Genomic DNA, 26,654 nt, shown 5'->3' on the forward strand with positions numbered 1-26,654 from the left:
CTGAGGAGGTCGCCCCAAAACCGGGCCACCCCTAGCGTCGGACGCATGATCGAGGCGCAGGCACTGAGCAAACGCTACGGCGGCACCGTCGCCGTCGACGCCCTGTCGTTCGCCGTGAAGCCCGGGCAGGTCACCGGCTTCCTGGGCCCCAACGGCGCCGGCAAGTCCACCACCATGCGGATGATCGTCGGGCTGGACCACCCGACGGCCGGCACCGCGACCGTCAACGGCCGGCCGTATCGGGCGCATCCGGACCCGCTGCGGCAGGCCGGGGCGCTGCTGGACGCCCGGTCCGTCCACAAGGGACGCACGGCCCGCGCGCACCTGCTCGCCCTCGCGCAGACGCACGGGATCCCGGCGTCCCGCGTCGACGAGGTCCTCGGCCTCGTCGGCCTGGAGTCCGTCGCGCACCGGCGCGCCGGTGGGTTCTCCCTCGGCATGGGGCAGCGGCTCGGCATCGCCGCGGCGCTGCTCGGCGACCCGGCGGTCGTCATCCTCGACGAGCCGGTCAACGGGCTGGACCCCAACGGCGTGCTGTGGATCCGCACGCTGCTCAAGCAGCTCGCCGCCGAGGGGCGCACCGTGCTGGTGTCCAGCCACCTGATGAGCGAGATGGCGGTGACGGCCGAGCACCTCGTCATCGTCGGGCGTGGCCGCCTGCTCGCCGACACCACCGTCGCCGAGCTGATCGAGCGGGTGGGGGTGGGGACGGTCGTCGTCCGTACGCCTGAGGCCACCGCGCTGCGGGACGCCCTCACGGCCATCGGCGCGGTCGTCACCGGCGTGGAAGCCGGGCTGCTGCACGTGGGTGCGGCCACCGCGGAGCGGATCGGCGACGTCGCGCGGGCCGCCGGCGTCGTGCTGCACGAGCTGACCCCGCGCCGCGCGTCGCTGGAAGAGGCATACATGGAGCTCACCAGGTCGGAGGTCGAGTACCGATGAGGCTCACGTTCCCGAGGGTCCTGCGCGCGGAATGGACCAAGCTGCTGTCGCTGCGTTCGACGTGGCTCACGCTGGGCGGGCTCGCCGTCGTCACCGCCGGGCTGGCCGGTGCCGTCGGCTACGGGGTGCACCGCTCGGTCGTCGGCGGCGACGCGCCGCCCAGCGTCGCCCGGGCGGTCGGCGCCGGCTTCCTGCCCGTCGACTTCGTCGTGCTCGTCGTCGGGGTGTTCGGGGTGCTGCAGATGACCGGCGAATACGGCACCGGTTCGATCCGCTCGACGCTCACCGCCGTCCCGCGGCGCTGGCCGGTCGTGGCGGCGAAGGCGCTCGCCCAGGTCGCGGTCACCGTCCCGCTGATGGGCGCGGTCTGCCTCGGCTCGTTCCTGGTGTGCCAGGCGTTCCTCGGCGACGACGGTGCGTCCCTCGCCGACCCGCACGTGCCGCGCGCCATCGCCGGGGCAGCCGCCGGGCTGGTGCTCACCGGCCTGCTGGGGCTCGGCGTCGGCACCCTGCTGCGCCACTCGGCGGTCGCGATCACCACGCTGGTGGCCACGATGTTCGTCGGGCCGGCGCTGCTGTCCGCCGCCCTGCCCGCCGAGCGCGCCGACGACATCATGCGGTTCGTGCCGACGGTCGCCGCACAGGCGATGTACAGCGTCGACGGCACCGGCACGCCGTTTCGCACGTTCTCGCCGGCGGGGTCGGCGGCGGTGCTGACCGGGTGGGTCGTGCTGCTGCTGCTCGCCGGCACGCTCGTCCTGCGCCGCCGAGACGCATAGCGTTGCTGACCATGCGACCCGTCGAGCAACCGGCCGCCGGACCGGGGTCAGGTCCGAGCGCCGCAGGGCCGGACGCTGACCGCGGTGCCGCCGGCCACCGGGAAGGCGTTGCCGCCGTGAGCGCCGCTGTCGTCAGCGGTGCTGCCGGCCGGGGCGGACCTGCCACCGGCAATGCGGGCGGCGGCGTCGGGGCCAGCGGGGTCGGGGCTGTCACCAGCGGCACCGGGGGTGCTGGTGACGGTGGGTCGGCCGGGGCGCGGTGGTTCGGGGTGGTGCGGGGGTTCGCGGTGCGGCACCCGCGGTGGGTCGACGGGGTCCTGGCGGCCACGGTCGGGGTGCTCACCGCGGACCGCGCGCTGGCAGGTGCGGGGGTCGCCGGCGTCGGGTTCTACCTGGCGGTGCACCTGCTGTTGGTGTGGCGGCGGGCCGCGGCGGTCGCGGTGTGCTGGGGCGTGTTCGGCCTGTCCCTGCTGACGATCGCCGTGGTCGGCATCAGGGTCGAGGGCCTGTACCCGGAGGCGACGATCGCGATCGCCGTGTACACCGTCGCCAGGCACGGTCCACTGCGGCAGCTGGTGCCGATCGTGGCGGTGGTCGAGGTCCTGGCACTCACCGCGTCGCTGGTCGCCGGTCCCCGGTGGACGGCGGTCGGCTTCGTGACGTTCGGGCTGGCCGCGGCGGTGCTGCTCGGGCTGGTGGTGCGGACGCGGCGGGCGTACCTGGCGGAGCTGGAGGACCGGGCCCGCCGCCTGGAACGTGACCGGGACCAGCGGGCCGAGATCGCCGTCGCGGCCGAGCGGGCCAGGATCGCCCGGGACATGCACGACATCGTCGCGCACCACCTGTCGGTCATGGTCACCCTCGCCGACGCGGCCACCCTCACCGCGGGCTCCGCGCCCGACGAGGCGGTGACCGCGATGCGGCACGTGTCGGGCACCGGGCGGCAGGCCCTGGGCGAGATGCGCCGCGTGCTGGGCCTGCTGCACACCGACCCCGTGCCGCGGTCCACCGGGCCGCACACCGGCGCCGGTCCGTGGCCCGCCGGGTCGCGTACCGGCGCGGGTCCGTCGTCCACCGGGTCGCGCACCGGCGCGGGTCCGTCGTCCACCGGGTCGCGCACCGGCGCGGGTCCGTGGCCCGCCGGGCAGCCACGGCTGGCGCCGGCCGCCGTGCACCCGCAGCCGGGGCTCGCCGACCTCGACGGGCTCGTCGCCGGCGTACGGGCTGCGGGGCTGCGGGTCGAGTGCACCGTGGAGGGCGTGCCCGGCCCGCTCGGCGCCGGGGTGCAGCTCGCCGTGTACCGCATCGTCCAGGAGGCCCTCACCAATGTGCTCAAGCACGCCGGGGTGGCGACCAGGGCCGCGGTGCTGCTGCGGTACACGAGCGGCGGCGTCGACCTCGAGGTCATCGACGACGGCCCGGCCGCACCCACCGCGACCACCGGTGCGGGTGCCGGTGACGGCCGGGGCATGACGGGCATGGCCGCCCGGGCCACGGCGTACGGCGGTCGCTTCGCCGCCGGCCCGCGCCCCGACGGTCCGGGCTGGTCGGTGCGGGCGACGCTGCCCGGCGGCCCGGTGGAGGCCGGGTCGCACGACGAGCGATCGGAGGCGGAAGCGCGCGAGGGCTCGACAACGGCGGGACCGGAGGACGCTTCGGAGCCGTCGGCAGGGGTTGCGCCCGGTAGCGGCAGAGGGCCGGAGCCATCGGCGGGGGCGGGCGGCGGCGGGGGGCTGGAGCCGTCGGCGGAGGCGGGCAGGAGCGGGGGACGGGAGCCGTTGGCGGAGGCGGGCAGCGGTGGCGGGCCGGAGCCGTCGGTGGGGGCGGGCGGCGGCGGGGGACCGCAGCCGTCGGTGGGGGCGGGCGGCGGCGGGAGAGAGGGCGGACGGTGAGCATCACGGTGCTGCTCGTCGATGACCAGCCGTTGCTGCGGCTCGGGTTCCGGATGATCCTGTCGACGCAGCCTGACCTGGAGGTGGTCGGGGAGGCCGGCGACGGCGCGCAGGCCGTGGCGATGGCGGCGGCGCTCGCGCCCGACGTGGTGCTCATGGACGTGCGGATGCCGGTCGCCGACGGGATCGAGGCGACCCGGCGGATCGTCGGGTCGGGGGCGGCGACGCGGGTGCTGGTGCTGACCACGTTCGACCTGGACGAGTACGTCTGGGCGGCGCTGCGGGCGGGGGCCAGCGGGTTCCTGCTCAAGGACGTCCAGCCGGCGGACCTCGTGGGCGCCATCCGGTCGGTCGCGGAGGGCGACGCCGTCGTCGCGCCCAGCGTGACCCGCCGGTTGATCGACGCGTTCGCGGGGCACCTGCCCGACCCGGGGGCCGGCCCGTCGGAGGCGGACGTGCTGCTGGGGCGGCTCACCGGGCGGGAGCGGGAGGTGCTGGTGGAGGTCGCCCGGGGCCGCTCGAACCTTGAGGTCGCCGGGGTGCTGTCGCTGTCGGAGACGACCGTGAAGACCCACGTGGGGCGGCTGTTGACGAAGCTGGGCCTGCGTGACCGGGTGCAGATCGTCGTGTTCGCGTACGAGGCGGGTGTCGTCCGTCGTGGTGAACCATGAGCCTCGGCGCACGTCATCGCGGTGGCGGGCGACGAGGTCCGCAGCACGCGACGCCCCGCGGTGGGGCGGTCACGCCGAGCCGGGGCGGATCAGTCCGCTCTCGTAGGCGAACGCCGCGGCCTGGACGCGGTCGCGGAGGTCGAGCTTGGTGAGCATCCGGGAGATGTACGTCTTCACCGTCGCCTCGCCGAGGAACAGCTCGGCGGCGATCTCGGCGTTCGAGCGGCCGCGGGCGACGAGCCGGAGCACGTCGACCTCGCGGTCGGTGAGGGTGGCCAGCTGCGCGGCGGCGTGGGGGTCGGCGGTGGGGGCGGCGGCGTAGGACTCGATGACGCGCAGGGTCACCGCCGGGTCCAGCAGGGCCTGGCCGGCGGCGACGGTGCGCACCGCGTGCACGAGCTGCTCGGGTGGGGCGACCTTGAGCAGGAAGCCGCTGACGCCCAGGCGCAGCGCCCGGCGGACCGCGTCGTCCTCGTCGAACGTGGTCAGGATGATCACCTTGGCGGTGCCGGCGGCGAGGATGCGGCCGGCGGCCTCGATGCCGTCGCCGTGGGGCATGCGGACGTCGAGCAGGACGACGTCCGGGGTGGTGCGGCGGACCTCGTCGAGGGCGCGGATGCCGTCGGCGGCCTCGCCGACGACCTCGATGTCGGGCTGGTGGTCCAGGAGCATGCGCAGACCGGCCCGGATCATGGCCTCGTCGTCGACGATCACCACGCGGATCATGAGCGGGCCCGGGCGGCGGTACCGAGGGGAAAGACCGCCTGGACGGTCCAGCCGCCGGGGCGGGTGCCGGCGGCGAGGGTGCCGGCGAACACGGCCACCCGTTCGCGCATGCCGATGAGGCCGTGACCGCCACCGTCGGCCGGGCCGGGTGACGGTGGATCGGCGTCGTTGTCGACGGTGAGCGTGACCCGGTCGGCGGTGCGGGCGAGGTGGACGCTGGTCGGGGCGGTGCCGGCGTGGCGCAGCACGTTGGTGAGGGCCTCCTGCAGCACCCGGTACGCGGAGATGTCCTGGGCGCGGGGCACCCCGGTGAGGTCGCCGTCGACGGTGAGCCGGACGGGCAGCCCGGCGGCGCGGACCTCCGCGACGAGGTCCTCGGCGCGGGCGAGGGACGGCTGCGGGGCGGTGACGGCCGCGGGGGTGTCGCGCAGCATCCCGACCAGGGCGTGCAGCTCCTGTACGGACTCGCGGCCGAGCCGTTCGACGCCCTGGAGCATGTCGGCCTGCGGGGTGCCGGGTGGCAGGGTCGCGCGGACGGCGCCGAGCTGCAGGACCATGACGCTGATGGAGTGCGCGACGGCGTCGTGCATGTCGCGGGCGATGCGCTGGCGTTCCTCGGCGACGGCGGCGTGCTCGCGGGCGTCGCGTTCGGCGTCCAGGGCGGTGGTGAGGCGGGCGAGCAGCTCGGCGCGGTCGCTCAGGCGGCGGGCGAGCAGGCCGACGCCCCAGGCGCCCCAGCACAGCGCGCCGAAGAACAGGTTCTCCCAGGCCATGGCGGCCAGGCCGCTGACGGTGGAGCCGGCGGCGCGCCCGGCGATCCAGGTGCCGAGGCTCGCCATGAGCTGCGCGGCGAGTGGCGCCGGCCAGGAGGCGAGGGCCCGCCGGTAGCCCGCCCAGCCGGGAGCGAGGAAGAAGCCGAGGACGGCGGCGCCGGTGGGGCCGTTGAGGCCGCCGGCGACCGCGATCGGGAAGGCGAGGGCGACGACGGCGGCGCCGGTGACGGGGAGCCGGCCGGCGAGGGCGGTGCCGGCGACGACGGCGAGCAGCGCGGCGGCGGGCACGCCGGGCGCGGCGGAGAACGCCCGGTCCAGGAGGATCTCGGCGACGCCGATAACGGTCAGGGTGCCGGCGGCGGCCCAGGGCACGAGCGTGCGGTGCATGCCGGTGATCTTATTGTCGCAGGTCAGCAGGGCGGGTCGGCCGTGCGGTGGACAGCGTGACGGTGCCGTGTCCGCCGGGCGGGGGACGCGGGTCGAGACGCCGGACAGCAGACCCGGACGGGGCCCCGGAAATAGCGTTCCCGGCATGAACACCACCTCGAACAACACCGCACGAGTCCTTACCTACGCCGCCGGCGGCTCGCTCGTCGCCGGTGCCGCCGGCTTCTTCGCCGGCCTGGCCACGTCCCCGCCGAGCGGCGGCGACGACAAGGCCGCCTACCTGCGGTCGCTGGCCGCGGATCCGTTCCAGACGCAGCTGTCGGCGCTGCTGTTGCACTACGGCAACCTGCTCATGGGGGTGGGGCTGCTGGCGCTGCCGCTGCTGGTGCGGGGCCGCCGCGGCGCGGTCCTGACGCTCGTCGGGGCGCTGCTCGGGGCGCTGACCCTGCTGGAGATGTCCGGCGCGCTGCTGTCCGACTGGTTCCACATGGAGATCGGCCGGAACCTGCCGGTGGAGCAGGCGGTGGCCCTGTCGGACAAGGTGCTGGCGCACCCGGCGCAGCAGCTGGCGTTCAGCCCCGGCCCGCTGGTGTCGCTGGCGCTGCTGCTGACGTTCGCCGGGCTGGCCCGCGCCGGGGTGCTCGGCTGGTGGTCCCTCGGCGGGATCGTGCTGGGCTACGCCGGGCTGCTGTTCCTGCCGTACGACACGCCGATCCTGCCGGCCCTGGGCACCCTGCCGATGCTGGCGGTCATGGCGGCCGCGGGGCTGCGGGTGCTGGGCCGCGCCCGGATCGCCCCGGTCGGCACCGGTCTGCCGGCCGCGCCGGAGCCCGTCGCAGCCGCCTGATCAGCGCCGCCGCACGACAGGCGACAGCGTCGGCGTTCAACTGGGACCGGGTCGTCCGCGGTACGCGGGCGGCCTCGGTCGTAAGGTGTCAGCATGACGGACACCACTTTCACGGAGCGGCGCGGTGTGGGGTTGCGGTCCGAGCGGGGGCCGGTCCTCGCGTCGGTGATGCTGGCCACCGGGCTCGTCGCGCTGGACAGCACGATCATCGCGACCGCGGTGCCGTCGGTGGTGCGTGACCTGGGCGGTTTCTCCCATTTTCCCTGGCTCTTCTCGGTGTACCTGCTGACCACGGCGGTGACGACGCCGCTGTACGGCAAGCTGTCCGACGTGGTGGGCCGCCGGCCGGTGATGTTCGCCGGGATCGCGGCGTTCCTGCTCGGGTCGGTGCTGTGCGGGTTCGCGTGGAGCATGCTGACGCTGATCGTCTTCCGGGCGGTGCAGGGCATCGGCGCCGGCGCCATCACCCCGATGAGCATGACGATCATCGGTGACCTGTACACGGTCGAGGAGCGCGCCCGGGTGCAGGGGTACGTGGCCGGGGTGTGGGGCGTGTCGTCGGTGGTCGGACCGACGCTCGGCGGGGTGTTCGCCGACTACCTGTCGTGGCGGTGGATCTTCTTCGTGAACATCCCGCTGGGCCTGGTCGCGGCGTGGATGCTGGCGCGGCACCTGAAGGAGCGGGTCGAGCGCCGGGCGCACCGCATCGACTACCTCGGCGCGTCGCTGCTGGTGGCCGGGTGCTCACTGCTGATCCTCGGCACCCTGGAGGGCGGCACCACCTGGGCGTGGGCGTCGGTGCCGAGCGTGACGATCTTCGCGGTCGGCGCGGTGCTGATGGTCGCGTTCTGGTTCGTGGAGCGCCGGGCGGAGGAGCCGGTGCTGCCGCTGTGGGTGTTCCGGCACCGGACCCTGGTCGGCGGCAACCTGGTGTCGCTGGTCGTCGGGGCGCTGCTGATCGGGCTGACGTCGTACGTGCCGAACCTCGCGCAGGGGGTGCTGGGCGCCAGCGCGGTGCTCGCCGGGTTCGTGGTGGCGGCGATGACGCTCGGCTGGCCGCTCGCGGCCACCGCGTCCGGGCACATCTACCTGCGCGTCGGGTTCCGCAACACGGCCCTGGGCGGCGGGGTGGTGATCATCGCGGGCACGGTGATGTGCGCGCTGCTGGGCCGGCACACGTCGCTGCCCGTGCTCGCGGTCGCCTGCTTCGTCATCGGTGTCGGGCTGGGCCTGACCTCCAGCCCGAACCTGGTGGCCGTGCAGTCGGTCGTCGGGTGGGACCGCCGCGGGGTGGTCACCGGCACCAACATGTTCTTCCGGTCGATCGGCAGCGCGGTCGGCGCCGCCGTGTTCGGCGCGATCGCCAACACCACGCTGGACCGGCGGTTCGCGGCCGCGCCGGCCGGGGTGCGGGAGCGGCTCGGCGGCGGCGCCGACGCGACCGACGTGGTGCTCAAGGCGAAGGACACCCCGCCGGCGGTGCTCACGTACGCGCGGGACAGCCTGTACGCGGCCACGCACCACGTGTTCATCGCCCTCGCGTGCGTCGGGGTCCTCGGCGTCGGCGCCCTGCTGCTCATGCCGAGGCGGACCACGCCGCTGCCATGACCGGCGCCGCGGCGGACCACGCCGCCGCCGTGATCCGAGGCACGGTTGATCCATTTCCTACCGGCGAGGTGGGTACGATCGCCGCCATGCGCTCCAGGACCCTCCTCCTCGCCGCCGGCCTGACGGCGGCCCTCGCCGCCGCTGCCGGCTGCGCACCGGCTGACGACGACACCGCCACCCCGGCCGCCTCGGGCGGCTCCACCGCCGCCGCGGCGAACTGCGCCCCGGCGAGCCTGAAGACCGTCGCCGCGGGCAAGCTCACCATCGCCACGGACGAGCCCGTCTACGAGCCGTGGTTCAAGGACAACAAGCCCGAGAGCGGCGAGGGCTTCGAGGCCGCCGTCGCCTACGCGGTCGCCACCAAGCTCGGCTACAGCAAGGACCAGGTCGGGTGGACCCGGGTCACGTTCAACAACGCGATCGCCCCCGGCAAGAAGACGTTCGACTTCGACGTCAACGAGTTCTCCATCACCGACGAGCGCAAGCAGGCCGTCGACTTCTCCGCCCCGTACTACGACGTGACCCAGACCGTGATCGCGTTGAAGTCCTCGAAGATCGCCGGGGCGAAGAGCGTCGCGGACCTCAAGGGCGCGAAGCTCGGCGCGCAGGTCGGCACGACCAGTTACCGCTCGATCACCGAGGTGGTCAAGCCGGCGGCGCAGCCGCAGGTGTACAACAACAACGACGACGCGAAGAAGGCCCTGCAGAACGGGCAGATCGACGGCCTGGTCGTGGACCTGCCGACGGCGTTCTACATCACCGGCGCGGAGATCACCGACGCGCAGATCGTCGGGCAGCTGCCGCAGCCGTCCGGCACCCCGGAGCAGTTCGGCCTGGTGCTGGACAAGGGTTCGGCGCTGACCGGCTGCGTCAGCCAGGCCGTCGACGCGCTGCGCGCTGACGGCACCCTGAAGAAGCTGACCGAGCAGTGGCTGTCGTCCGTGCAGGGCGCGCCGACGCTCAGCTGATGACGTTCAAGCCCAGCCCGTTACAGCTGGAACGCGACGCGTACCGCCGCCGGCAGACGGTCCTGTCGGTGGCGGTCGGGGCCGTGTCCACGCTCGTCGTCGGGGCCCTGCTGTACGCCGCGGTCACCGGCGCGCCCGGCTGGGACCGGTTCCGGGCCAGCTTCCTGGACCCGGACGTGGCCCGCGAGTCGCTGCCCGCGGTGCTGCGCGGACTGTGGCTCAACGTGCGGCTGCTGGTCGTCTGCGCCGTCGCGGCGCTGCTGCTCGGCCTCGGCATCGCCACGCTGCGCACGATCCGGCCCGCGGTGTTCTTCCCGCTGCGGGCCCTCGCCGCCGGGTACACGTACACCTTCCGCGGGCTGCCGCTGATCGTGACCCTGTACCTGTTCGCGTTCGGGGTGCCGGGCCTGCGGCTGAGCGGCACCCCGTCGGTGCTGGTCCTCGGCGGGATCGCGATCGTGCTCACGTACGCCGGGTACATCGCCGAGGTGTTCCGGGCCGGGATCGAGTCGGTGCACCCCTCGCAGCGGGCCGCGGCCCGGTCGCTGGGGCTGACGTACCGGCAGACGATGCGGCACGTGGTGCTGCCGCAGGCGGTGCGCCGGGTGACGCCGCCGCTGCTCAACGACCTGGTCGCGATGCAGAAGGACGTCGGGCTGATCTCCCTCGCCGGGCCGATCGACGCGATCCGGGCCGCGCAGATCGAGACCGCCGGGTCGTACAACTACACCCCGTACGTCGTGGCCGGGGTCCTGTTCGTGCTGCTGGCGATCCCCGTCGTCGCGGTCACCGACTGGGTCACGCTGCGCGCCGCGCGCCGCCAGTCAGGAGACAACCGGCTGTGACCCTGCTGCGCATCGACGGCGTGCACAAGCTGTTCAACGGTAACCCGGTGCTGCGGGGCGTCTCCCTCGACGTCGCCGAGCACGAGGTCGTCGCGCTCATCGGCGCGTCCGGCTCCGGCAAGTCGACGCTGCTGCGCTGTGTGAACCTGCTGGAGCAGGTCGACGACGGCACCATCCACCTCGACGGCGAGGACATCACCGACCCGCGCGCCGACCCGGACCAGGTCCGTCGCCGCATCGGCATCGTCTTCCAGGCGTTCAACCTGTTCCCGCACCTCAGCGTGCTGGACAACGTGATGCTCGCGCCGCTGCGCGTACACAAGCTGCCGCGGGAGAAGGCCCGGGCCAGGGCGCTCACCCTGCTGGACCGGGTGGGGCTGGCCGAGAAGGCGGGCGCCTACCCCGACCGGTTGTCCGGTGGGCAGCAGCAGCGGGTCGCGATCGTGCGGGCCCTGGTCAACGAGCCGCGGCTGCTGCTGCTCGACGAGGTCACCTCCGCGCTGGACCCGGAGCTGGTCGGGGAGGTCCTCGCCCTGATCCGGGACCTGAAGGGCGACGGGGTGACCATGATCCTCGCCACGCACGAGATGAGCTTCGCCCGGCAGGTCGCCGACCGGGTCTGCTTCCTCGACGGCGGCCTCATCGTCGAGCAGGGCCCGCCGGAGCAGGTGTTCGGCGCGCCGAGGGAGGCCCGCACCCGGCAGTTCCTGCAGCGCATCACCGACGCCGGGCGACTGTGACGCACCCCGCCGCGGGGGAGCGGCGGGGTGGTTTGACCGCGGCGGCGGCGGCGGGAAGGATCGGCGCAGCGTTTCGGCGGACGGGGGGCTGCGGCAATGCGCAACCGGCGGGTGAGCCTGCTCGACATCGGCCTGGACCAGTCGTTCGACGCGTCGATGGCGTTCGTGCAGTCGACGCTGCAGAGCATCAACGCCGGGCTGCCGGAGCCGATCGCCGACATCGACTTCGTGCGGTCCCGGGACCTCGACACGGTCCTGGCCGCGTTCACCGCCGAGTGCGACGTGCTGCACGTGATGGCGCACGGCGACCACGGCGAGACCCCCATGTTCAGCAGCACCGACGGTAAGACCGCGATCACCCTCGAGGCGATCAGCGACTACGCCAGCGACCGCGGGCACGGGCTCAACGCCAGCACCGTGCTCGCCGACGGGTGCAAGACCGGCATCGGCGCCTGGCAGCGGGCGCTGCGCAACTGCCTGCACGGCGAGATCGTGTACATCGGCGCGTCCGCGCTGGTCGGCTGGCACGAGAGCACCGTGTTCTGCTCGGCGTTCTACGGTGCGCTGTTCCGCAACAAGGGCAAGGGGGTCCCGCCGGTCGACCAGGCGTGGGACGCCGCGCACCGGGCGATCGAGGCGTACGCGGCGATCACCGACCGGGTGTGCCCGTACAAGGTCGTGGTGCTGGAGCCGAGCCGGCAGGCCCGGCTGGCGTTCCGCTGACTGCACTCAGGTTCGTGGCATAAGGGCCGATTTGTCGGGTAGGTCGGCCGGCGTGCTGACGAACCTTGCGCATCTGGACTCGTTACGGGTCCGCATCACCCCGCCGCCGCAGCCCGGGCACACCACGTACCGGCTGGTGGAGGAGCCGTCGGTCGAGGTGGTGTGGACCTACGCCGAGCGGCTGCCGGACGGCAGCTATCTCCCGGTCGGCGGCGGGCCCGTCGACCCCGACACCGGCCACTACACCCAGGGCGCGTTCAACGCCGACGACATCGCCCGCGCCGCGGTGGTCTACCTGCGGCACTGGCGCGCCACCGGCGCCGACACCAGCCGGGCCGCGGCGCGGCAGCTGCTGCGCGGCCTGTGCTACCTGCAGACCGTCTGGGGCGACACGCCCGACGACGACCCGGCCGACCCCTCGCACGGCAACGTGGTGCTGTGGCAGCAGCCCGACGGCACCCTCAACCGCAGCGGCGTCCCCGCCGAGACCCCGGACCCGTCCGACAGCGGCGAGTCGGCGTGGCTGGCCCGCACCGTGTGGGCGCTCGGCGAGGGCTACGCCGCGTTCAGCGCCGACCCGCGGGGCGAGACCGACTTCCCGGCGTTCCTGCGGCGGCGGCTCCGGCTCGCGATCGCCGCCATCCGCCGTCAGGTCCTGCCACGGTACGGCCAATGGCGCGTCGTCGAGGAGTCGGCCACCCCGGCGTGGCTGATCGGCGACGGTGCCGACCTCACCGGCGAGGCGCTGCTCGGCCTGTGCGCGTACACCGGCTGCAGCGGCGACGACGACGCACGCAAGCTGGTGGAGCAGCTCGCGGAGGGCGTCACGGCGATGCGGACCGGCACCCCGTGGACGTGGCCGTTCGGCGCGGTCCTGCCGTGCGCGCTGTCGCGCAGCGCCTGGCACGCCTGGGCCGGGCTGGCACCGGCCGGGCTGGCCCGCGTCTACGAGGTCGCCGGTGACCTGGCGGCCCGGGACGCGGCCCTGGCCGACGCGGCGTCGTTCACCCCGCACCTGCTCGTGCAGGGCGGCCCGGACAACCTGCGGGTCGCGGTGCCCGGCGCCCGCGAGGCGCTCACGCTCGACGGGGTGCAGCTGTCCTACGGCGCCCAGTCCCGCGTCGAGTCGCTGCTGACCACGGCCAGGGTCACCGGCCGGCCGGCGCTGTCGACGCTGGCCGGGATCGCCGGGTCCTGGTTCTTCGGCAACAACCCGGCGGGCATGCCCATGTACGACCCGGCGACCGGGCGCACGTACGACGGCGTCGACATCCCCGACACCGTCCCCGACGCCGCGTCCCAGCAGCCCGGCCGGCGGGGCGTCGTGCACCGCGACGCGGGCGCCGAGTCCACCATCCACGGGCTGCTCGCCATGCTGGCCCTGGACGCCGACCCGCACGCGGCCGCGGTCGCGCGGGTCGCCGAGGCCGACCTCGACGACGGCGCCGGCGACTGCCGCCAGGACTCCGAGCTGCACTGCCTGTCGCTGCGCGACCCGCGCACCGGCGCGCGGGTGACGCTGCTGCGCAGCGTCGCGACCAGCACCCGCGTCTGCGACGTCGACCTCGGCGGCCCGACCGGCACCACCGAGGGCACCGCGACCGTGACCGTCAACGACCCCGCCGGCGAGGAGCTGGAGCACTACACGTCGTCGGCCGGCCGCATCCGCGCGATCGTCCCCGGCGGCGGGTTCACCATCGTCACGAGGATGCCCGACACCGGCTGAACGCCCGGCGCCCGTCATCGGGCGTCATGCCCCGGGGACTACGCTGGGCCGGTGTCCGAGCCCCGCGGAGTCCTCGCCGCCGTCGCCGTGGGCGGGTCCGTCGGCAGCGCCGCGCGCTTCGGGGTGGCGCAGCTGCTGCCGCACGACGCCGGCACCGGCGTGCCGTGGTCGACGCTGGCCGTCAACGCGGTCGGCTGTCTGCTCATCGGGGTCCTCGTCGTGCTCGTCGACGGGCGGCACCCGCTGCTGCGGCCGCTGCTCGGCGCCGGGGTGCTCGGCGGGTTCACGACGTTCTCCACCTTCGGGGTCGACGCGGTCGTCCTCGCCGAGCGGGGCGCGGTCTGGACCGCCGCCGCGTACGCGGCCGGGACCCTGATCATGGCGGTGGCCGCGGTGACGCTCGGAGTCTCCGCGACCCGCCGGCTGACCGGGCGGACCACGTGACGCTGCTGCTGGTGCTGCTCGGCGGGGCCGTCGGGGCGCCGGTCCGCTACCTGGCCGACCGGGCGCTCAAGGACCGCGCGCCGCTCGGCACCTTCATCGTGAACGTGGCCGGCAGCGCCCTGCTCGGCGTCCTGATCGGCGCCGGCGACGCGCTGCCGGCGACCGTGAAGACGCTGGTCGGCACCGGGTTCTGCGGGGCGCTGACCACGTACAGCACGTTCAGCCTGGAGACGCTGATGCTGGTCGAGGCGGGCCGGGCGCGCCGGGCCGCGCTCTACGCGACGGCGAGCCTGGCGCTGGGCCTGGCCGCCGCCGCGACCGGCTTCGCCACCGCCCGCGCGCTGACCTGACCCGGCGGCGCTGACCCGCCCGTGCCGTGGCGCTGCGCCGGCCTGTGCCGTGGCGCTGCGCCGGCCTGTGCCGTGGCGCTGCGCCGGCCTGTGCCGTGGCGCTGCGCCGGCCTGGACGTTCATCGGGACCGGGCGGTGAGCAGGCGGAACAGGGTCAGCCACTGCTCCGGCCAGACCAGGCCGACCGGGGTGTCCGGGCTCAGCCGCAGCGCCCGGAACGCCGCCGACACGCGGCGCGGGTCGAACCGGCGGCACAGCGACGCGTGCAGCGACCCGCCGGCCCCGCCGAACCCGAGCTCGACGAACGCCGCGTAGCCGCGCGCCGGCGCGAGCGGCACCGGGCGGCGGGTCAGCCGCAGGATGCCGCCGTCGACGCGGGGCACCGGCCGGAACGCCTCCCGCGGCACCCGCCCGGCGAGCCGCCACTGCCACCACGGCCACGTCGCGATCGTGAGCCGGCTCCAGCGTCCGTAGTCGCCGGTGCGCTTCCGCGCGTACTCCAGCTGCGTGAGCAGCGTCGCCCCGGTCAGGCCCGGCGCGTGCAGGCACCAGTCGACGACGGCGGAGGTCAGCGCGTACGGGATGTTGCCGACGACCGCGAACGGCTCCGGCGGTGGCACCGCGGCCAGGAAGTCCGTGACCCGGACGGTGACGTTCGGGTGGGCCGGCAGCGCGGCGGCGAGGTCTGGGTCGACCTCGTAGGCGACGACCCGCCGGCACCGCCGGGCGAGGGCCGTGGTGAGGTGGCCGCGTCCGGCGCCGACCTCCACGACGACTCCGGCGGGGTCGAGCTCCGCGGCGTCGACCAGCCGGCGGACGGCGCCTGGCGAGGTGAGCAGGTTCTGGCCGTACACGCGACGGCTTCTGACATGAGCGGGCTTGCGGGCGGATGGCGCCATGACCGGGGTCCCGTCTGCCGCCACGGGATGGGCGGTGAAACACGGACAGGCGGCATCGCGGCCCGTCCGTTTCCGAAAAGGACTCGGAGGGCCCTGGCGCGGCGCGGGTGGTGACGCCCCGGTGCTACGGGCCGGCCCGCGTGGCGGGACCGGTGACGGGCGTCAGACCTGGCGGACCAGGGCGCGACGCCGGATGCGCAGGCGCGCGGCCGGCATCGCCGCCGGCGCGGTGAGGGCATGCGTCATGGTCATCGCCGCACCGTAGCCGACCGCGCCGCCCGCGGCACCCGATTTTCCGCTCAGTCGGGCAGGACCGGCTTCTCCCACACCGACACGTGCTGGGCGCTGTCGCTGGTGAACGGCTCGCGCTGCCAGCCCGCCCAGCGATGCTGCAGGTGCAGGCCGGCCAGCTGCGCCATCAGGTCCAGCTCGGCGGGCCACACGTAGCGGAACGGGATCGAGCGGAAGCCGCCGCGGCCGCCGACCACCTCGACGTAGTTGGAGCTCATCGACTGGGTGGCGACGTCGTACAGGTCGTAGGCCCAGCGCGTCTCGCTCACGTGGAACGGCACGACGTCCTGGCCGGGTGGCAGCCGGCGCAGGTCCGGCATCATCACCTCGACCACGAACCGGCCGCCGGGCTGCAGGTGCGCCGCGACGTTGCGGAAGCACGCGACCTGCGCGGCCTGCGTCGTCAGGTTCATGATCGTGTTGAAGACGATGTACGCGAGGGAGAACGACGCGTCGACGCGGGTGCTGGCGAAGTCACCGATGGTGACGCCGATCGCGTCGCCGCCGGGCTTCTCGCGCAGCCGCGCCACCATCGCCCTGGACAGGTCGATGCCGTGCACGGGCACGCCCCGGGCCGCCAGCGGCAGCGCGATGCGGCCGGTGCCGATGCCGAGCTCGAGGGCCCGTCCGCCGTCGGCGAGCTGCGCGAGGGTGTCGACGGCGGGCTCCACGACCGCCGGGTCGGCCATCTCCCGCGACGACTCGTCGTAGCGGGCCGCGACCCGTTCCCCGAAATAGCCGTCCTGATCGATCATCGCCGGACCCTATAACGGCCGCCCGATTTCGGTGTCCGCGGGGCGCGAGTCCCCTTTGGGTGTCCGGTTCGCCGGAAGTGGGGCGGGAAGTTGGGCTCCCGCCCCACATCGCGGTGCGGCGCTGGTCAGCGGCGGTCGAGCAGGACCTCGGCGGCGCCGCCGTCCACGCGCAGGGTGTACCGGTCCGCCGCCTGCTGCCAGCCGGGCAGCGCCAGGACGGTGCCGCCGGCCAGGTTCTGCTTGGCCGAGGTGTCCAGGGTGGCCTTGCCGACGGTGCTCGACGCGCCGAGGGTCAGCTGGGCCGGCGGGCCGGCCGGGGCGTGCACGAGCAGCTTGCCGACGCCGCCGACGCGGATCGGCAGCTCACCCTCGGGCTTGGGCACGGTCACCTCGAGCTCCTGCACGCCGGCGACCACGTCCACGCCGGCGAGGCGGCCCGAGGCGAAGTCGACGACCTGGCGCAGGCCGCCACCGGCGAGCTTGAGCTGCCAGCGCACGGTCGAGTTGAGGTACACGTGCACCGTGGCCTGACCGGCGATCTCGGTGCCGTTCAGGCTGAGCCGGACCACGTCGCCCTCGACCGCGGCGGCGGGTTCGACGCGGCTGCCGGGCAGGGTGGAGGCGCGGTACAGGTACCCCTCCATCGGCTCGCTGTGGATGATCACCGACTCGGCGCCGGTGATCACCTCCAGCGTGGCCGCCTGCCGGCCGTCGAGGGCGCCGGTGACGCTGTGCACCGGCTCCTTCTCGGCGGGGGCATCCGGCTTGCCCGTCCGGGTGGTGGCGATGACGAGGCCCACCAGTACCAACGCCACCGCCGCCACACCGGTCAGCAGCCGCAACAACGGGGACTTGATCATGGGCTGGTGCAGCTCAGCGTCGGGGCGGTCGCCGGGGCGGTGCCGGTGGCGTTGAAGCCGAACGACGTGGTCGCGCCGGCGGCCAGCACCCTGTTCCAGTCGACGTTGCTCACCGCGGGGTTCGGTGGCTGCGCGACCAGGGTGCCGTTCCACGGTGACCCTTCGAAGCCCTGCCCGTTCTGGTACGACCAGCGCACGGTCCACCCGTTCAGGCTGGTCGATCCGCTGTTGCGGACGGTGACCTCGGCCTGGAAGTGCCCGGCCCACGAGCTCGGCACGATCCGCCAGGTCGCGGTGCAGCCGCCCGACCCGCCGGACGGTCCCGGCGAGGACGACGCCGAGCGCGACGGGGACCGCGACACGGACGCCGACGCCGACGGTGACGTCGAGCGCGACGGGGAGGTCGACACCGACGGTGACGGCGAGGACGGGGTGCCGCCGATGCCGGTCACCTCGCCGTTGCCGCCGTCGAAGACGATGTCGGAGCAGCTGAAGAAGTTCTCCTGGCTGTCGGAGCGCACCCACTGGATGAACAGCATGTGCCGGCCGCTCTTGCCCGAGGGCAGGGTGGCGTTGAACGAGTAGTAGTTCAGGCTGCCGGCCGGGCCGGACTGCGGCGGGTCGGTCACGCTCCAGAACGGCTCCAGGTCACCCCACGCCAGGGGCGTGGTGGGGCTCCAGCCGTTGCGGGTGACGTACAGGTGGAACGTGCCGGGGTGGGCGGCCCAGTTGCTGTAACGCATCTGGATCGTCGAGCCGGCGGTCAGGTGGGTGGTCGGCCAGTCGGTGCGGGCGGCGTTGTACGCGGCGTACTTCGTCGTGCCCGCCCCGCAGATCTGGCCGTCTGGGATGTAGCCGGTGGTGCGGCCGCCGGCGTCGGAGCGCAGCACGCCGAACCAGTCGTACAGCGGCTGCTGCCCGCCCTGCGCGACGGCGTCGGCGCAGGCCGGGTTGCTCGGGGCGATCTCGCCGGTGGGGCGCAGGCCGTCCACGTAGCACAGGTAGGTGCGGCTGCCGGGGACCATCGCGACGCCGTGGGCCGCCGCCGGGGCGGCGGGGACCACGAGGACCGCGACGGCGCCGACGGCGAAAGCCGTTAAGACGCTCCACACAGGGCGCAATGTGCTCCTCCTCACACGAGGTAGGCGCAGTGTTCGCGTGCGGTGCGGCCATTGGCAAGCATCGACGTCACACGGGCGGCGGGATCAGGCCCGGTCCGTGAAAGTTCCACGTCAGGGTCATGCGTTGATCGACAGGCGGGCGGTGGTGCCTCCCGCGCCGGAGGTGAGGGTGACCGTGCCGCCGTGCGCGGTCGCCGCCTGCCGGGCGATGTGCAGGCCCAGCCCGACGCCCGGGACGGCCTCCTGGCGGGCGTGCCGGCCACGGTAGAAGCGCTGGAACACGTACGGCAGCTCGTCGGCGGGTACGCCCACGCCGGTGTCGGCGACCTCGACGGCCGGCGCCGGCCCGGCGGCCACGGAGACGGTGACGGCGCCGCCGGCCGGGGTGAACAGCACCGCGTTGCGCACCAGCTGCTGCACCGCGTGGGTCAGCTGGGTGATGTCGGCGCGGACCACGACCTGCCGGGGTGCGGGCAGTGCGGACAGGTCGACCCCGCGCCGCTCGGCGAGGTCGCCGCAGGCCCGCCGGGCCGCCTCCGCGACGACCGTCAGGTCGACCTGGGTGCGGTGCGGCTCGCCCGGAGCGTGCGCCGGCCGGGCCCCGGTCAGCAGGTGGTCGACCATGCGGACGAGCCGCTCGCCGTTGCGCTGGATCGGCTCCACGAAGCGGTCGTACCCGGCCGGCAGCTCCTCCCCGGCCAGCAGCTCCAGGTACCCCTGGATCGCCGCGACCGGGGTGCGCAGCTCGTGCGAGACGGTCGCGATCAGGTCCTCCTCGCGCTGGGCGGCCCGGGCCAGCTCCTCGCCGAGCTCGGTGAGCAGCAGCTGGGTGCGCCGCAGCGTCAGGTGCCCGACGGCCTGCGCGGCGAGGGTGTCCAGGGCCTCGCGCTGGCGGGGGCCGAGGTCGCCGGGGCGGCTGTCGACGACGCAGAGGGCGCCGAGCGCGTGGCCGTCCTCGTCCAGCAGCGGCGAGCCGGCGTAGAAGCGCACGTGCGGCTCGCCGGTGACGTTGCGGTACGTGCTGAACCGCGGGTCCAGCCGGGCGTCGGGCACGACGAGCTGTCGGCGCCGGGCGACCGTGCTGGCGCAGAAGGAGACGTCGTGCGGGGTCTCGTCGTCGGCGAAACCGGTGTTGCCGGCGAACCACTGCCGGTCCCGGTCGACAATGGACACCGCGGACATCGGCGTGTCGAAGATCGACGCGGCGAGGCGGGTCAGCTCGTCGAGGGCCGCCGGGCGGGGCTGGTCGAGGACGCGGTAGCTGTGCACGGCGGCGAGACGGGCGTCCTCGTCCTGCGCGGGTCTCGTCATCTCGTCTCCCTGGCTCGCCGGTGCCCCATCAGCTTCGGCACCGGCAGGTGCCTGCGGGAATGACACAGGGTTGCCGTGCGGTAGCGGGCCGCGGGAAGTGTCGGTGGGTGTGCTTAGGGTGTGGTTCTGATCTGTTCCGTTGCCTCGTCGTGGCGCTTCCGCGTTAATCGCTTGTCCGAGTGAGTGCTCGCTCAGTAAGGTGGCCGTCGTGAACCAGCAGCCCGTGCAGACCCGCCGCCGGCGCGTCCCCGCGCTGTCGCCGGACGAGCGGCGGGCGACGATCATCGCCGCGACCATCCCACTGCTGCGCACCCACGGCGCGGCGGTGACCACCAAGCAGATCGCCGAGGCCGCGGGGGTCGCCGAGGGCACCATCTTCGGCGTCTTCCCCGACAAGGCGTCGCTGATCCTCGCCGCGCTCGGCACCGCCTTCGACCAGGAGGCGGTGCTGCGCCAGCTCAGCGCGATCGACCCGCAGGCACCCCTGCGGGAGCGCATGCGTGACGCCGCGGCGATCCTGCTGCGCCGCTTCGAGGGCAACATCCAGCTGATGATGGTCGCCCGCACGCTGCCGATGGAGACCGGCCGGCGGCAGGTGGAGCAGCTGATGGAGGGCCGCAGGCGGCTGGTCGAGGCGGTGGCGGCGCTCATCGAGCCGGACCGGGCGCTGCTGCGACGCAGCCCCGCCAGCACCGCCAACATGCTCGTGCTGCTGGTCATCGCGTCGGTCCGGCCCGAGCTGGCCGAGCCTGACGCGCTCGATGCCGACGGCGTGGTCGCCGTCCTGCTCGACGGGCTGCTGGTGCGCCCGACCGACATCACCGGGGGAGACGCCTGCCGATGCTCATCCAACTCCTGAAGACCTACCTACGGCCCTACAGACGGCCGATCGCGCTGGTTGTGCTGCTGCAACTGGTGCAGACCCTCGCGACGCTCTACCTGCCGACCCTTAACGCCGACATCATCGACGGCGGCGTCGTCACCGGCGACACCGGCTACATCATGCGCATCGGCGGCTGGATGCTCGCCGTCACCGCACTGCAGATCGTGTGCTCAGCGGCCGCGGTCTACTTCGGCGCCCGCACCGCGATGGCGCTCGGCCGCGACGTGCGCGCCGGCATCTTCGACAAGGTCCAGCGGCTCTCGGCGCGGGAGGTCGGGCACTTCGGCGCGCCGTCGCTGATCACCCGCACCACCAACGACATCCAGCAGGTCCAGATGCTGGTGCTGATGACGTTCACGCTCATGGTGTCCGCGCCGATCATGTGCGTCGGGGGCATCATCCTCGCCCTCGTGCAGGACGTGCCGCTGTCGGCGCTGCTGCTGGTCGTCGTGCCGATCCTCATCGGCGTCATCTCCGTCATCGTGGTGCGGATGCGGCCGCTGTTCCGTCTCATGCAGGAGCGCATCGACCTGGTCAACCGGGTCATCCGCGAGCAGATCAGCGGCATCAGGGTCATCCGTGCCTTCGTGCGCGACGAGCACGAGCGGGTCCGCTTCGCCAAGACCAACGGCGACCTGCGCGACGTGTCGCTGGCCGTCGGCCGGCTCATGTCGCTGATGTTCCCGACCGTGATGCTGGTCGTCAACGCCTCCAGCATCCTCGTGCTCTGGTTCGGCGCGCACCGCATCGACAGCGGCGGCATGCAGATCGGGGCGCTCACGGCGTTCCTGAGCTACCTCATGCAGATCCTGATGGCCGTCATGATGGCCACGTTCATGTTCGTCATGATCCCCCGGGCCGAGGTGTGCGCCGAGCGCATCCAGGAGGTCCTGACCACCGAGTCCAGCGTCGTGCCGCCGGCGAAGGCGGTCACTGACCTGCCCCGGCACGGCGAGCTGGAGCTGCGCGGCGTCGAGTTCCGCTACCCGGGCGCGGAGTCGCCGGTCATCAGCGGCATCGATCTCACCGCCCGGCCGGGCGAGACGACCGCCATCATCGGCAGCACCGGCGCCGGCAAGACCACCCTGCTCAACCTGGTGCCCCGGCTGATGGACGCCACCGCCGGCACCGTCCTGGTCGACGGCGTCGACGTGCGCCACATCGACCCGGCGCTGCTGTCGGCGACGGTGAGCATGGTGCCGCAGAAGCCGTACCTGTTCTCCGGCACCGTCGCGTCCAACCTGCGCTACGGCCGGCCCGACGCGACCGACGCCGAGCTGTGGCGGGCCCTGGAGGTCGCGCAGGCCGCCGACTTCGTGCGGGCGATGCCCGAGGCCCTGGACGCGCCGATCGCGCAGGGCGGCACCAACGTCTCCGGCGGGCAGCGGCAGCGCCTGGCGATCGCCAGGACGCTCGTCGCCCGTCCCGAGGTGTATCTCTTCGACGACTCGTTCTCCGCCCTGGACTACGCCACCGACGCCGCGCTGCGCGACGCGCTGCGCACCGAGATCGCCGACGCGACCGTGGTCATCGTCGCGCAGCGGGTCAGCACGATCCGCGACGCGCAGACCATCGTCGTGCTCGACGAGGGCCGCGTGGTCGGCACCGGCACCCACATCGAGCTGATGGACACCAACGCGACCTACCGCGAGATCGTGCTGTCCCAGCTCACCGAGCAGGAGGCAGCGGCATGACCGGACCGGAGCGCAGCGGAGGGCTGGGCATCATGGGCGCGGTTTCGAGGTCAGGGCGGCGCCGGAGCGCAGCGGAGGTGACGGCATGACCGGACCGGAGCGCAGCGGAGGGCTGGGCATCATGGGCGCCGTTTCGAGGTCAGGGCGGCGCCGGAGCGCAGCGGAGGTGACGGCATGACCAGACCTGGTGGTGGGGCGAGGCCGGCACCGCCCGCGTTCGGGCCGGGCAGGATGATGATGGGTGCCGGCGGGCCGCCGGCGAAGCTCGAGGACTTCAAGGGCTCGTCCAAGCGGCTGCTGCGGATGCTCGCCCCCGACAAGCTGCTCGTCGCGGCGGTGCTGGTCTTCGGCATCGGCAGCGTCGTGCTGTCCGTCATCGGCCCGAAGCTGCTCGGCAAGGCCACCGACGTCATCTTCGAGGGCATCGTCGGCCGGGAGCTGCCGCCCGGAATCAGCAAGGACGCGGCGGTCGCCGCGGCCCGGGCCAACGGCCAGGACCGCTACGCCGACATGCTCGCCGCCATGGACCACGTCGTGCCGGGGCGCGGCATCGACTTCGACCGCCTCGAGCGGGTCCTGCTGTGGGTCGCCCTCATCTACTTCTTCGCCTGGATCCTCGGGCTGCTGCAGGCGCGGCTCACCACGGTCGTCGTGCAGCGCACCGTGTACCGGCTCCGCGAGCAGGTCTCGGCGAAGCTGTCGCGGCTGCCGCTGAGCTACTTCGACCAGCAGCCGCGCGGCGAGGTCCTCAGCCGCGCCACCAACGACACCGACAACATCGCGATGACCCTGCAGCAGTCGATGAGCATGCTGCTCACCTCCCTGCTGACCATCTTCGCGGTGCTCGGCGTGATGTTCTGGATCTCGCCGCTGCTGGCGATCATCGCCCTGGTCACGGTGCCGGTGTCGGTGTGGGTCACGACCCGCATCGGCAAGCGGTCGCAGCCGCAGTTCGTCCGGCAGTGGGCGACCACCGGCAAGCTCAACGGCCACATCGAGGAGATGTTCACCGGGCACTCGGTGGTGAAGATCTTCGGCCGGCAGGCGGAGGCGGCGAAGACGTTCGAGGAGCACAACGAGGCGCTGTACGCCGCGTCCTTCCGGGCGCAGTTCATCTCCGGGCTCATCCAGCCGGCGATGATGTTCATCGGCAACCTCAACTACGTGCTCGTCGCCGTCGTCGGCGGCCTGCGCGTGGCGTCCGGGTCGCTGTCGCTCGGTGACGTGCAGGCGTTCATCCAGTACTCCCGGCAGTTCAGCCAGCCCTTGACGCAGGTGGCGAGCATGGCCAACCTGGTGCAGTCCGGGATCGCGTCCGCCGAGCGGGTCTTCCAGCTCCTCGACGCCGAGGAGCAGTCCCCGGACCCGGTGAAGCCGGCCCGGCCCGCACAGGTGCGGGGCAAGGTCACCTTCGAGGGCGTGTCGTTCCGGTACAAGCCGGACGAGCCGCTCATCGAGGACCTCAACCTCACCGTCGAGCCCGGGCAGACGGTCGCGATCGTCGGCCCGACCGGCGCCGGCAAGACCACCCTGGTCAACCTGGTCATGCGCTTCTACGACCTGACCGCCGGCCGGATCCTGCTCGACGACGTCGACATCGCCACGATGACCCGCGACGAGCTGCGCGAACAGATCGGCATGGTCCTGCAGGACACGTGGCTGTTCCAGGGCACGATCGCGGAGAACCTCGCCTACGGCGCCGACCACCCGACCCGCGACAAGATCGTCGCGGCGGCCGAGACGGCCCACGCCGACCGGTTCGTGCGCACCCTGCCCGAGGGTTACGACACCGTCATCGACGAGGAGGGTGCCGGAGTCTCGGCCGGGGAGAAGCAGCTCATCACGATCGCCCGGGCGTTCCTGGCCGAGCCGACGATCCTCATCCTCGACGAGGCGACCAGCTCCGTCGACACCCGCACCGAGGTCCTCATCCAGCGCGCGATGAGCAGCCTGCGGGCCGGCCGGACGAGCTTCGTCATCGCGCACCGCCTCTCCACGATCCGCGACGCCGACCTGATCCTCGTCATGGAGCACGGCTCGATCGTCGAGCAGGGGACGCACGAGTCGCTGCTCGCCTCGGGCGGTGCGTACGCGAGGCTGTACTCGGCCCAGTTCGCCGCCGCGGCCGTCGAGGTCGACTGACCCCGCCCGCGCCGGCACGAGCCGACCCACCCCGCGCCGGGACGCCTCCGGCGCGGGGCGGTTCCGCATCCGGTGCCGTCCGGCGTCCGGGTGCCGCTCGCTGTCCGGGTGCGGCTCGCGGCCGGCGTGGGGTTCGTTGTCCGGGTGCGGCTCGCTGTCCGGGTGGGGTTCGTTGTCCGGGGTGGCGTGCTTCCGGGCCGGCCGCCGGGACGCCAGGTCCGTCGATAAGGCTCTTGAGCAGCGGGTTTGCCGCTCCGCACCAGGGCGGGCAACCGCGCGGAAAAATATCGCGAGAAAATTCTGGGCGGGTGTCGATCGGTCGCTGGGTCGTTCGACCTTGGGGTGAGAGGGTCGAGCGGCGGCCCCGATGAACGAGGAGAGACGACGATGGCGAAGTACATGCTCATCATGCGCGGCACCGACGAGACGATGGCGAAGATGATGGAGACGCCGTTCGCGGAGATGCTGGAGACGGTCGGCCGGTTCAACGAGGAGCTGATCCGGGCCGGGGTGCTCGTCGCCGCCGAAGGGCTCGAGGACCCGTCGCAGGGCGTGGTGGTGCGGTTCGACGGTGAGAAGCCGGTGGTGACCGACGGGCCGTACGGGGAGACCAAGGAGCTGTTCGGCGGCTTCTACCTGCTCGAGGTCGCCTCGAAGGAGGAGGCCGTGGAGTGGGCCAAGCGGCTGCCCGCGGTCGTCGGCTCGGCGGTCGAGGTCCGGCGGGTGCCGAGCATCGACGAGTTCCCGCAGGACAACGAGTGGATCGTCAAGGAGCGGGCGTGGCGCGAGCGCACCGGCCAGCTGTGACGGCGACCGGCAGCGGCGGGCCGCCCACCGGCGGCCCGCCCGCCCCCGACAAACCCGAGCCCGAGGCCGGCGCTGAGCCCGAGGCCGGCGCGCCGGTCATCAGTGAGGCGGCGCGGCGGGCCGTCGACGCGGTCTGGCGGATCGAGTCGGCGCGGATCGTCGGGGCGCTCGCCCGGTACACCGGGGACTTCGAGCTGGCCGAGGACGTCGCGCAGGAGGCCGTGGCCGAGGCGCTCGTCGGCTGGTCGCGCGACGGTGCCCCGGACAACCCGGTCGGCTGGCTGCTCTCGACGGCGCGGCGGCGGGCGATCGACAGCTTCCGGCGCAGGTCGGCGCGGGACGACCGGTACGCGGCGCTCGCCGGGCAGCTCGCTGAGGGTGAGGCGGCCACGGGGGCGCTCACCCCGACCGGGCGGCAGGAGGAGCTGCCGTGGGACCCGGACCGCATCGACGACGACATCCTCGCGCTCATGTTCGTGGCGTGCCACCCGGTGCTGGCGCCCGAGGCCAGGGTCGCGCTGACGCTGCGGACCGTCGGCGGCCTGGGCAGCGAGGAGATCGCGCGGGCGTTCCTGGTGCCGGTGCCGACCGTACAGGCGCGGATCACCCGGGCGAAGAAGACGATCGCCGCGGCGAAGGTGCCGTTCGAGGTGCCGTCGGCGCAGCAGCGGCGGGAGCGGCTCGGCGGGGTGCTCAGCGTGCTCTACGTGATCTTCACGGAGGGGTCGACGGCGACGGCCGGGGAGGACCTGTTGCGGCCGGACCTGGCGGCCGAGGCGATCCGGCTGGCCCGGATGCTGGCCGCGGTGCTGCCGGGCGAGCCGGAGGTGTCCGGGCTGCTCGCCCTGTTCGAGCTGACCGCGGCGCGGTTCCCGGCGCGCACCGGGCCGGACGGGGAGGCGGTCCTGCTGGAGGACCAGGACCGGCGGCTGTGGGACCGTTCGGCGATCCGGCGGGGGCTCGCCGCGCTCGGCGCCGCGTCGAAGCAGGGGCTCGGCCCGTACGGGCTGCAGGCGGCGATCGCGGCCTGCCACGCGTCGGCGCTGTCGGTGGCCGAGACGGACTGGGACAACATCGTGGTGCTGTACGAGGCGCTCGGTCGGGTCACGCCGTCGCCCATCGTCGAGCTGAACCGGGCGGTCGCCGTGGCCATGGCGAGCGGGCCGCAGCGGGCGCTGGAGATCGTCGACGAGATGGTGGCCACGGACCGGCTGCCGGGGTCGCACCTGCTGCCGGGCGTCCGCGGTGAGCTGCTGACCCGGCTCGGCCGCACCACCGAGGCACGGGCCGAGCTGGAGCTGGCCGCCCGGCTGTGCCGCAACGCCCGCGAACGCGCCGTCCTGCTGCGCAAGGCGGCCGCGCTGCCCTGACGCGACGGATCATCAGGATCACGATCCCGGCCGGCGCGGGCGGGAATAGGCTCCTCGGGCTGCATTCCCGCAGGATGAGGCGGTGTTGGTCACGCTGCGC

Annotated in this window: 25 protein-coding genes; 18 read left to right on the forward strand and 7 right to left on the reverse strand. The window is 73.7% G+C overall.

Annotated elements, in window-relative coordinates; all coding sequences use genetic code 11:
- Positions 1-45 precede the first annotated feature (45 nt).
- From OP18_RS18625 to OP18_RS18645, 4 genes are all read left to right on the forward strand, one after another.
- Entirely contained in the window at positions 46-942 is an 897-nt protein-coding gene (locus OP18_RS18625; RefSeq protein WP_033360223.1) for an ABC transporter ATP-binding protein, read from the forward strand.
- Positions 939-1,721 carry an ABC transporter permease subunit gene (locus OP18_RS18630; RefSeq protein ID WP_052386926.1) on the forward strand — a complete coding sequence of 261 codons (783 nt, stop codon included), beginning with the start codon at positions 939-941 and terminating at the stop codon, positions 1,719-1,721. Before OP18_RS18625 ends, OP18_RS18630 begins: the two co-directional genes overlap by 4 nt.
- Positions 1,722-1,993: 272 nt before the next feature.
- Positions 1,994-3,613, forward strand: a complete 1,620-nt coding sequence (locus OP18_RS61875) for a sensor histidine kinase (RefSeq protein ID WP_156089610.1) — start codon at positions 1,994-1,996, stop codon at positions 3,611-3,613.
- A complete protein-coding gene (locus OP18_RS18645) occupies positions 3,610-4,284 on the forward strand; it encodes a response regulator (RefSeq protein ID WP_033360225.1) in 675 nt (224 codons plus the stop codon). Before OP18_RS61875 ends, OP18_RS18645 begins: the two co-directional genes overlap by 4 nt.
- Before the next feature lie 69 nt (positions 4,285-4,353).
- Here the strand turns inward: OP18_RS18645 and OP18_RS18650 are convergent, their stop codons facing one another.
- Both OP18_RS18650 and OP18_RS52700 read right to left on the reverse strand, forming a co-directional pair.
- The gene (locus tag OP18_RS18650) at positions 4,354-5,010 is read right to left on the reverse strand and encodes a response regulator (protein WP_033360226.1); all 657 of its coding nucleotides are present in this window, start codon (positions 5,008-5,010) and stop codon (positions 4,354-4,356) included.
- Entirely contained in the window at positions 5,007-6,170 is a 1,164-nt protein-coding gene (locus OP18_RS52700) for a sensor histidine kinase (protein WP_052386928.1), read from the reverse strand. The genes OP18_RS18650 and OP18_RS52700 overlap by 4 nt, the downstream gene beginning before the upstream one ends.
- 145 nt (positions 6,171-6,315) lie before the next feature.
- Here OP18_RS52700 and OP18_RS18660 point away from each other — a divergent pair, with 145 nt between their 5' ends.
- The 9 genes from OP18_RS18660 to crcB all read left to right on the forward strand — a co-directional run bounded on the left by OP18_RS18660 (position 6,316) and on the right by crcB (position 14,421).
- The gene (locus tag OP18_RS18660; RefSeq protein ID WP_033360227.1) at positions 6,316-7,017 is read left to right on the forward strand and encodes a hypothetical protein; all 702 of its coding nucleotides are present in this window, start codon (positions 6,316-6,318) and stop codon (positions 7,015-7,017) included.
- 93 nt (positions 7,018-7,110) lie between these two features.
- Complete coding sequence (locus OP18_RS18665) at positions 7,111-8,625, forward strand: MDR family MFS transporter (protein ID WP_033360228.1); 1,515 nt, start codon at positions 7,111-7,113, stop codon at positions 8,623-8,625.
- An 86-nt stretch (positions 8,626-8,711) separates the two neighbouring features.
- A complete protein-coding gene (locus OP18_RS18670) occupies positions 8,712-9,593 on the forward strand; it encodes an ABC transporter substrate-binding protein (RefSeq protein WP_033360331.1) in 882 nt (293 codons plus the stop codon).
- Positions 9,593-10,438, forward strand: a complete 846-nt coding sequence (locus OP18_RS18675; protein ID WP_033360229.1) for an amino acid ABC transporter permease — start codon at positions 9,593-9,595, stop codon at positions 10,436-10,438. Before OP18_RS18670 ends, OP18_RS18675 begins: the two co-directional genes overlap by 1 nt.
- Positions 10,435-11,178, forward strand: coding sequence for an amino acid ABC transporter ATP-binding protein (locus tag OP18_RS18680; RefSeq protein WP_081970877.1), 744 nt, complete (start codon positions 10,435-10,437; stop codon positions 11,176-11,178). The genes OP18_RS18675 and OP18_RS18680 overlap by 4 nt, the downstream gene beginning before the upstream one ends.
- Before the next feature lie 96 nt (positions 11,179-11,274).
- Positions 11,275-11,901, forward strand: a complete 627-nt coding sequence (locus tag OP18_RS18685; protein WP_033360230.1) for a hypothetical protein — start codon at positions 11,275-11,277, stop codon at positions 11,899-11,901.
- Positions 11,902-11,953: 52 nt separating this feature from the next.
- Positions 11,954-13,627: a hypothetical protein gene (locus OP18_RS18690; RefSeq protein ID WP_052386929.1), complete on the forward strand. Its 1,674-nt coding sequence runs from the start codon at positions 11,954-11,956 to the stop codon at positions 13,625-13,627.
- Between the two features lie 51 nt (positions 13,628-13,678).
- The gene (locus OP18_RS18695; protein WP_052386930.1) at positions 13,679-14,071 is read left to right on the forward strand and encodes a fluoride efflux transporter FluC; all 393 of its coding nucleotides are present in this window, start codon (positions 13,679-13,681) and stop codon (positions 14,069-14,071) included.
- Positions 14,068-14,421: a fluoride efflux transporter CrcB gene (crcB, locus tag OP18_RS18700; protein ID WP_033360231.1), complete on the forward strand. Its 354-nt coding sequence runs from the start codon at positions 14,068-14,070 to the stop codon at positions 14,419-14,421. The genes OP18_RS18695 and crcB overlap by 4 nt, the downstream gene beginning before the upstream one ends.
- Before the next feature lie 119 nt (positions 14,422-14,540).
- Here crcB and erm read toward each other — a convergent pair whose 3' ends face one another.
- The 5 genes from erm to OP18_RS18725 all read right to left on the reverse strand — a co-directional run bounded on the left by erm (position 14,541) and on the right by OP18_RS18725 (position 19,658).
- Positions 14,541-15,320 (reverse strand): ErmE/ErmH/ErmO/ErmR family 23S rRNA (adenine(2058)-N(6))-methyltransferase, encoded by a 780-nt coding sequence (erm, locus tag OP18_RS18705; RefSeq protein ID WP_033360232.1) that lies wholly within the window; start codon positions 15,318-15,320, stop codon positions 14,541-14,543.
- Positions 15,321-15,619: 299 nt separating this feature from the next.
- Positions 15,620-16,366 (reverse strand): class I SAM-dependent DNA methyltransferase, encoded by a 747-nt coding sequence (locus OP18_RS18710; RefSeq protein ID WP_033360233.1) that lies wholly within the window; start codon positions 16,364-16,366, stop codon positions 15,620-15,622.
- 125 nt (positions 16,367-16,491) lie between these two features.
- A complete protein-coding gene (locus OP18_RS18715) occupies positions 16,492-17,226 on the reverse strand; it encodes a hypothetical protein (RefSeq protein ID WP_033360234.1) in 735 nt (244 codons plus the stop codon).
- Positions 17,223-18,338 carry a lytic polysaccharide monooxygenase gene (locus OP18_RS18720; RefSeq protein ID WP_033360235.1) on the reverse strand — a complete coding sequence of 372 codons (1,116 nt, stop codon included), beginning with the start codon at positions 18,336-18,338 and terminating at the stop codon, positions 17,223-17,225. The genes OP18_RS18715 and OP18_RS18720 overlap by 4 nt, the downstream gene beginning before the upstream one ends.
- Before the next feature lie 126 nt (positions 18,339-18,464).
- Positions 18,465-19,658 (reverse strand): GAF domain-containing sensor histidine kinase, encoded by a 1,194-nt coding sequence (locus tag OP18_RS18725; RefSeq protein ID WP_033360236.1) that lies wholly within the window; start codon positions 19,656-19,658, stop codon positions 18,465-18,467.
- A gap of 208 nt (positions 19,659-19,866) precedes the next feature.
- Between OP18_RS18725 and OP18_RS18730 the strand changes: the two genes are divergently transcribed.
- The 5 genes from OP18_RS18730 (at position 19,867) to OP18_RS18750 (ending at position 26,554) form a co-directional block, all read left to right on the forward strand.
- Positions 19,867-20,517 (forward strand): TetR/AcrR family transcriptional regulator, encoded by a 651-nt coding sequence (locus OP18_RS18730; RefSeq protein WP_162189805.1) that lies wholly within the window; start codon positions 19,867-19,869, stop codon positions 20,515-20,517.
- On the forward strand, positions 20,499-22,235 hold the full coding sequence (locus OP18_RS18735; RefSeq protein WP_033360237.1) for an ABC transporter ATP-binding protein: 1,737 nt from the start codon (positions 20,499-20,501) through the stop codon (positions 22,233-22,235). Before OP18_RS18730 ends, OP18_RS18735 begins: the two co-directional genes overlap by 19 nt.
- Before the next feature lie 174 nt (positions 22,236-22,409).
- Positions 22,410-24,377: an ABC transporter ATP-binding protein gene (locus OP18_RS18740; RefSeq protein ID WP_033360238.1), complete on the forward strand. Its 1,968-nt coding sequence runs from the start codon at positions 22,410-22,412 to the stop codon at positions 24,375-24,377.
- A 387-nt stretch (positions 24,378-24,764) separates the two neighbouring features.
- Entirely contained in the window at positions 24,765-25,184 is a 420-nt protein-coding gene (locus OP18_RS18745) for a YciI family protein (protein WP_033360239.1), read from the forward strand.
- Positions 25,157-26,554: an RNA polymerase sigma factor gene (locus tag OP18_RS18750; protein ID WP_425388633.1), complete on the forward strand. Its 1,398-nt coding sequence runs from the start codon at positions 25,157-25,159 to the stop codon at positions 26,552-26,554. The genes OP18_RS18745 and OP18_RS18750 overlap by 28 nt, the downstream gene beginning before the upstream one ends.
- Positions 26,555-26,654 lie beyond the last annotated feature (100 nt).

Source organism: Dactylosporangium aurantiacum (assembly GCF_000716715.1).
GTDB lineage: Bacteria > Actinomycetota > Actinomycetes > Mycobacteriales > Micromonosporaceae > Dactylosporangium > Dactylosporangium aurantiacum.

Bases quoted from the DNA above. Each gene is read 5' to 3' on its own strand.
- OP18_RS18630 (WP_052386926.1), top strand. From the start codon at position 939: ATGAGGCTCACGTTCCCGAGGGTCCTGCGCGCGGAATGGACCAAGCTG.
- OP18_RS52700 (WP_052386928.1), bottom strand. From the start codon at position 6,170: ATGCACCGCACGCTCGTGCCCTGGGCCGCCGCCGGCACCCTGACCGTT.
- OP18_RS18685 (WP_033360230.1), top strand. From the start codon at position 11,275: ATGCGCAACCGGCGGGTGAGCCTGCTCGACATCGGCCTGGACCAGTCG.
- OP18_RS18660 (WP_033360227.1), top strand. From the start codon at position 6,316: ATGAACACCACCTCGAACAACACCGCACGAGTCCTTACCTACGCCGCC.
- OP18_RS18710 (WP_033360233.1), bottom strand. From the start codon at position 16,366: ATGATCGATCAGGACGGCTATTTCGGGGAACGGGTCGCGGCCCGCTAC.
- OP18_RS18745 (WP_033360239.1), top strand. From the start codon at position 24,765: ATGGCGAAGTACATGCTCATCATGCGCGGCACCGACGAGACGATGGCG.
- OP18_RS18675 (WP_033360229.1), top strand. From the start codon at position 9,593: ATGACGTTCAAGCCCAGCCCGTTACAGCTGGAACGCGACGCGTACCGC.
- erm (WP_033360232.1), bottom strand. From the start codon at position 15,320: ATGGCGCCATCCGCCCGCAAGCCCGCTCATGTCAGAAGCCGTCGCGTG.
- OP18_RS18740 (WP_033360238.1), top strand. From the start codon at position 22,410: ATGACCAGACCTGGTGGTGGGGCGAGGCCGGCACCGCCCGCGTTCGGG.
- OP18_RS18670 (WP_033360331.1), top strand. From the start codon at position 8,712: ATGCGCTCCAGGACCCTCCTCCTCGCCGCCGGCCTGACGGCGGCCCTC.
- OP18_RS18665 (WP_033360228.1), top strand. From the start codon at position 7,111: ATGACGGACACCACTTTCACGGAGCGGCGCGGTGTGGGGTTGCGGTCC.
- OP18_RS18715 (WP_033360234.1), bottom strand. From the start codon at position 17,226: ATGATCAAGTCCCCGTTGTTGCGGCTGCTGACCGGTGTGGCGGCGGTG.
- OP18_RS18625 (WP_033360223.1), top strand. From the start codon at position 46: ATGATCGAGGCGCAGGCACTGAGCAAACGCTACGGCGGCACCGTCGCC.
- OP18_RS18650 (WP_033360226.1), bottom strand. From the start codon at position 5,010: ATGATCCGCGTGGTGATCGTCGACGACGAGGCCATGATCCGGGCCGGT.
- OP18_RS18735 (WP_033360237.1), top strand. From the start codon at position 20,499: ATGCTCATCCAACTCCTGAAGACCTACCTACGGCCCTACAGACGGCCG.
- OP18_RS18725 (WP_033360236.1), bottom strand. From the start codon at position 19,658: ATGACGAGACCCGCGCAGGACGAGGACGCCCGTCTCGCCGCCGTGCAC.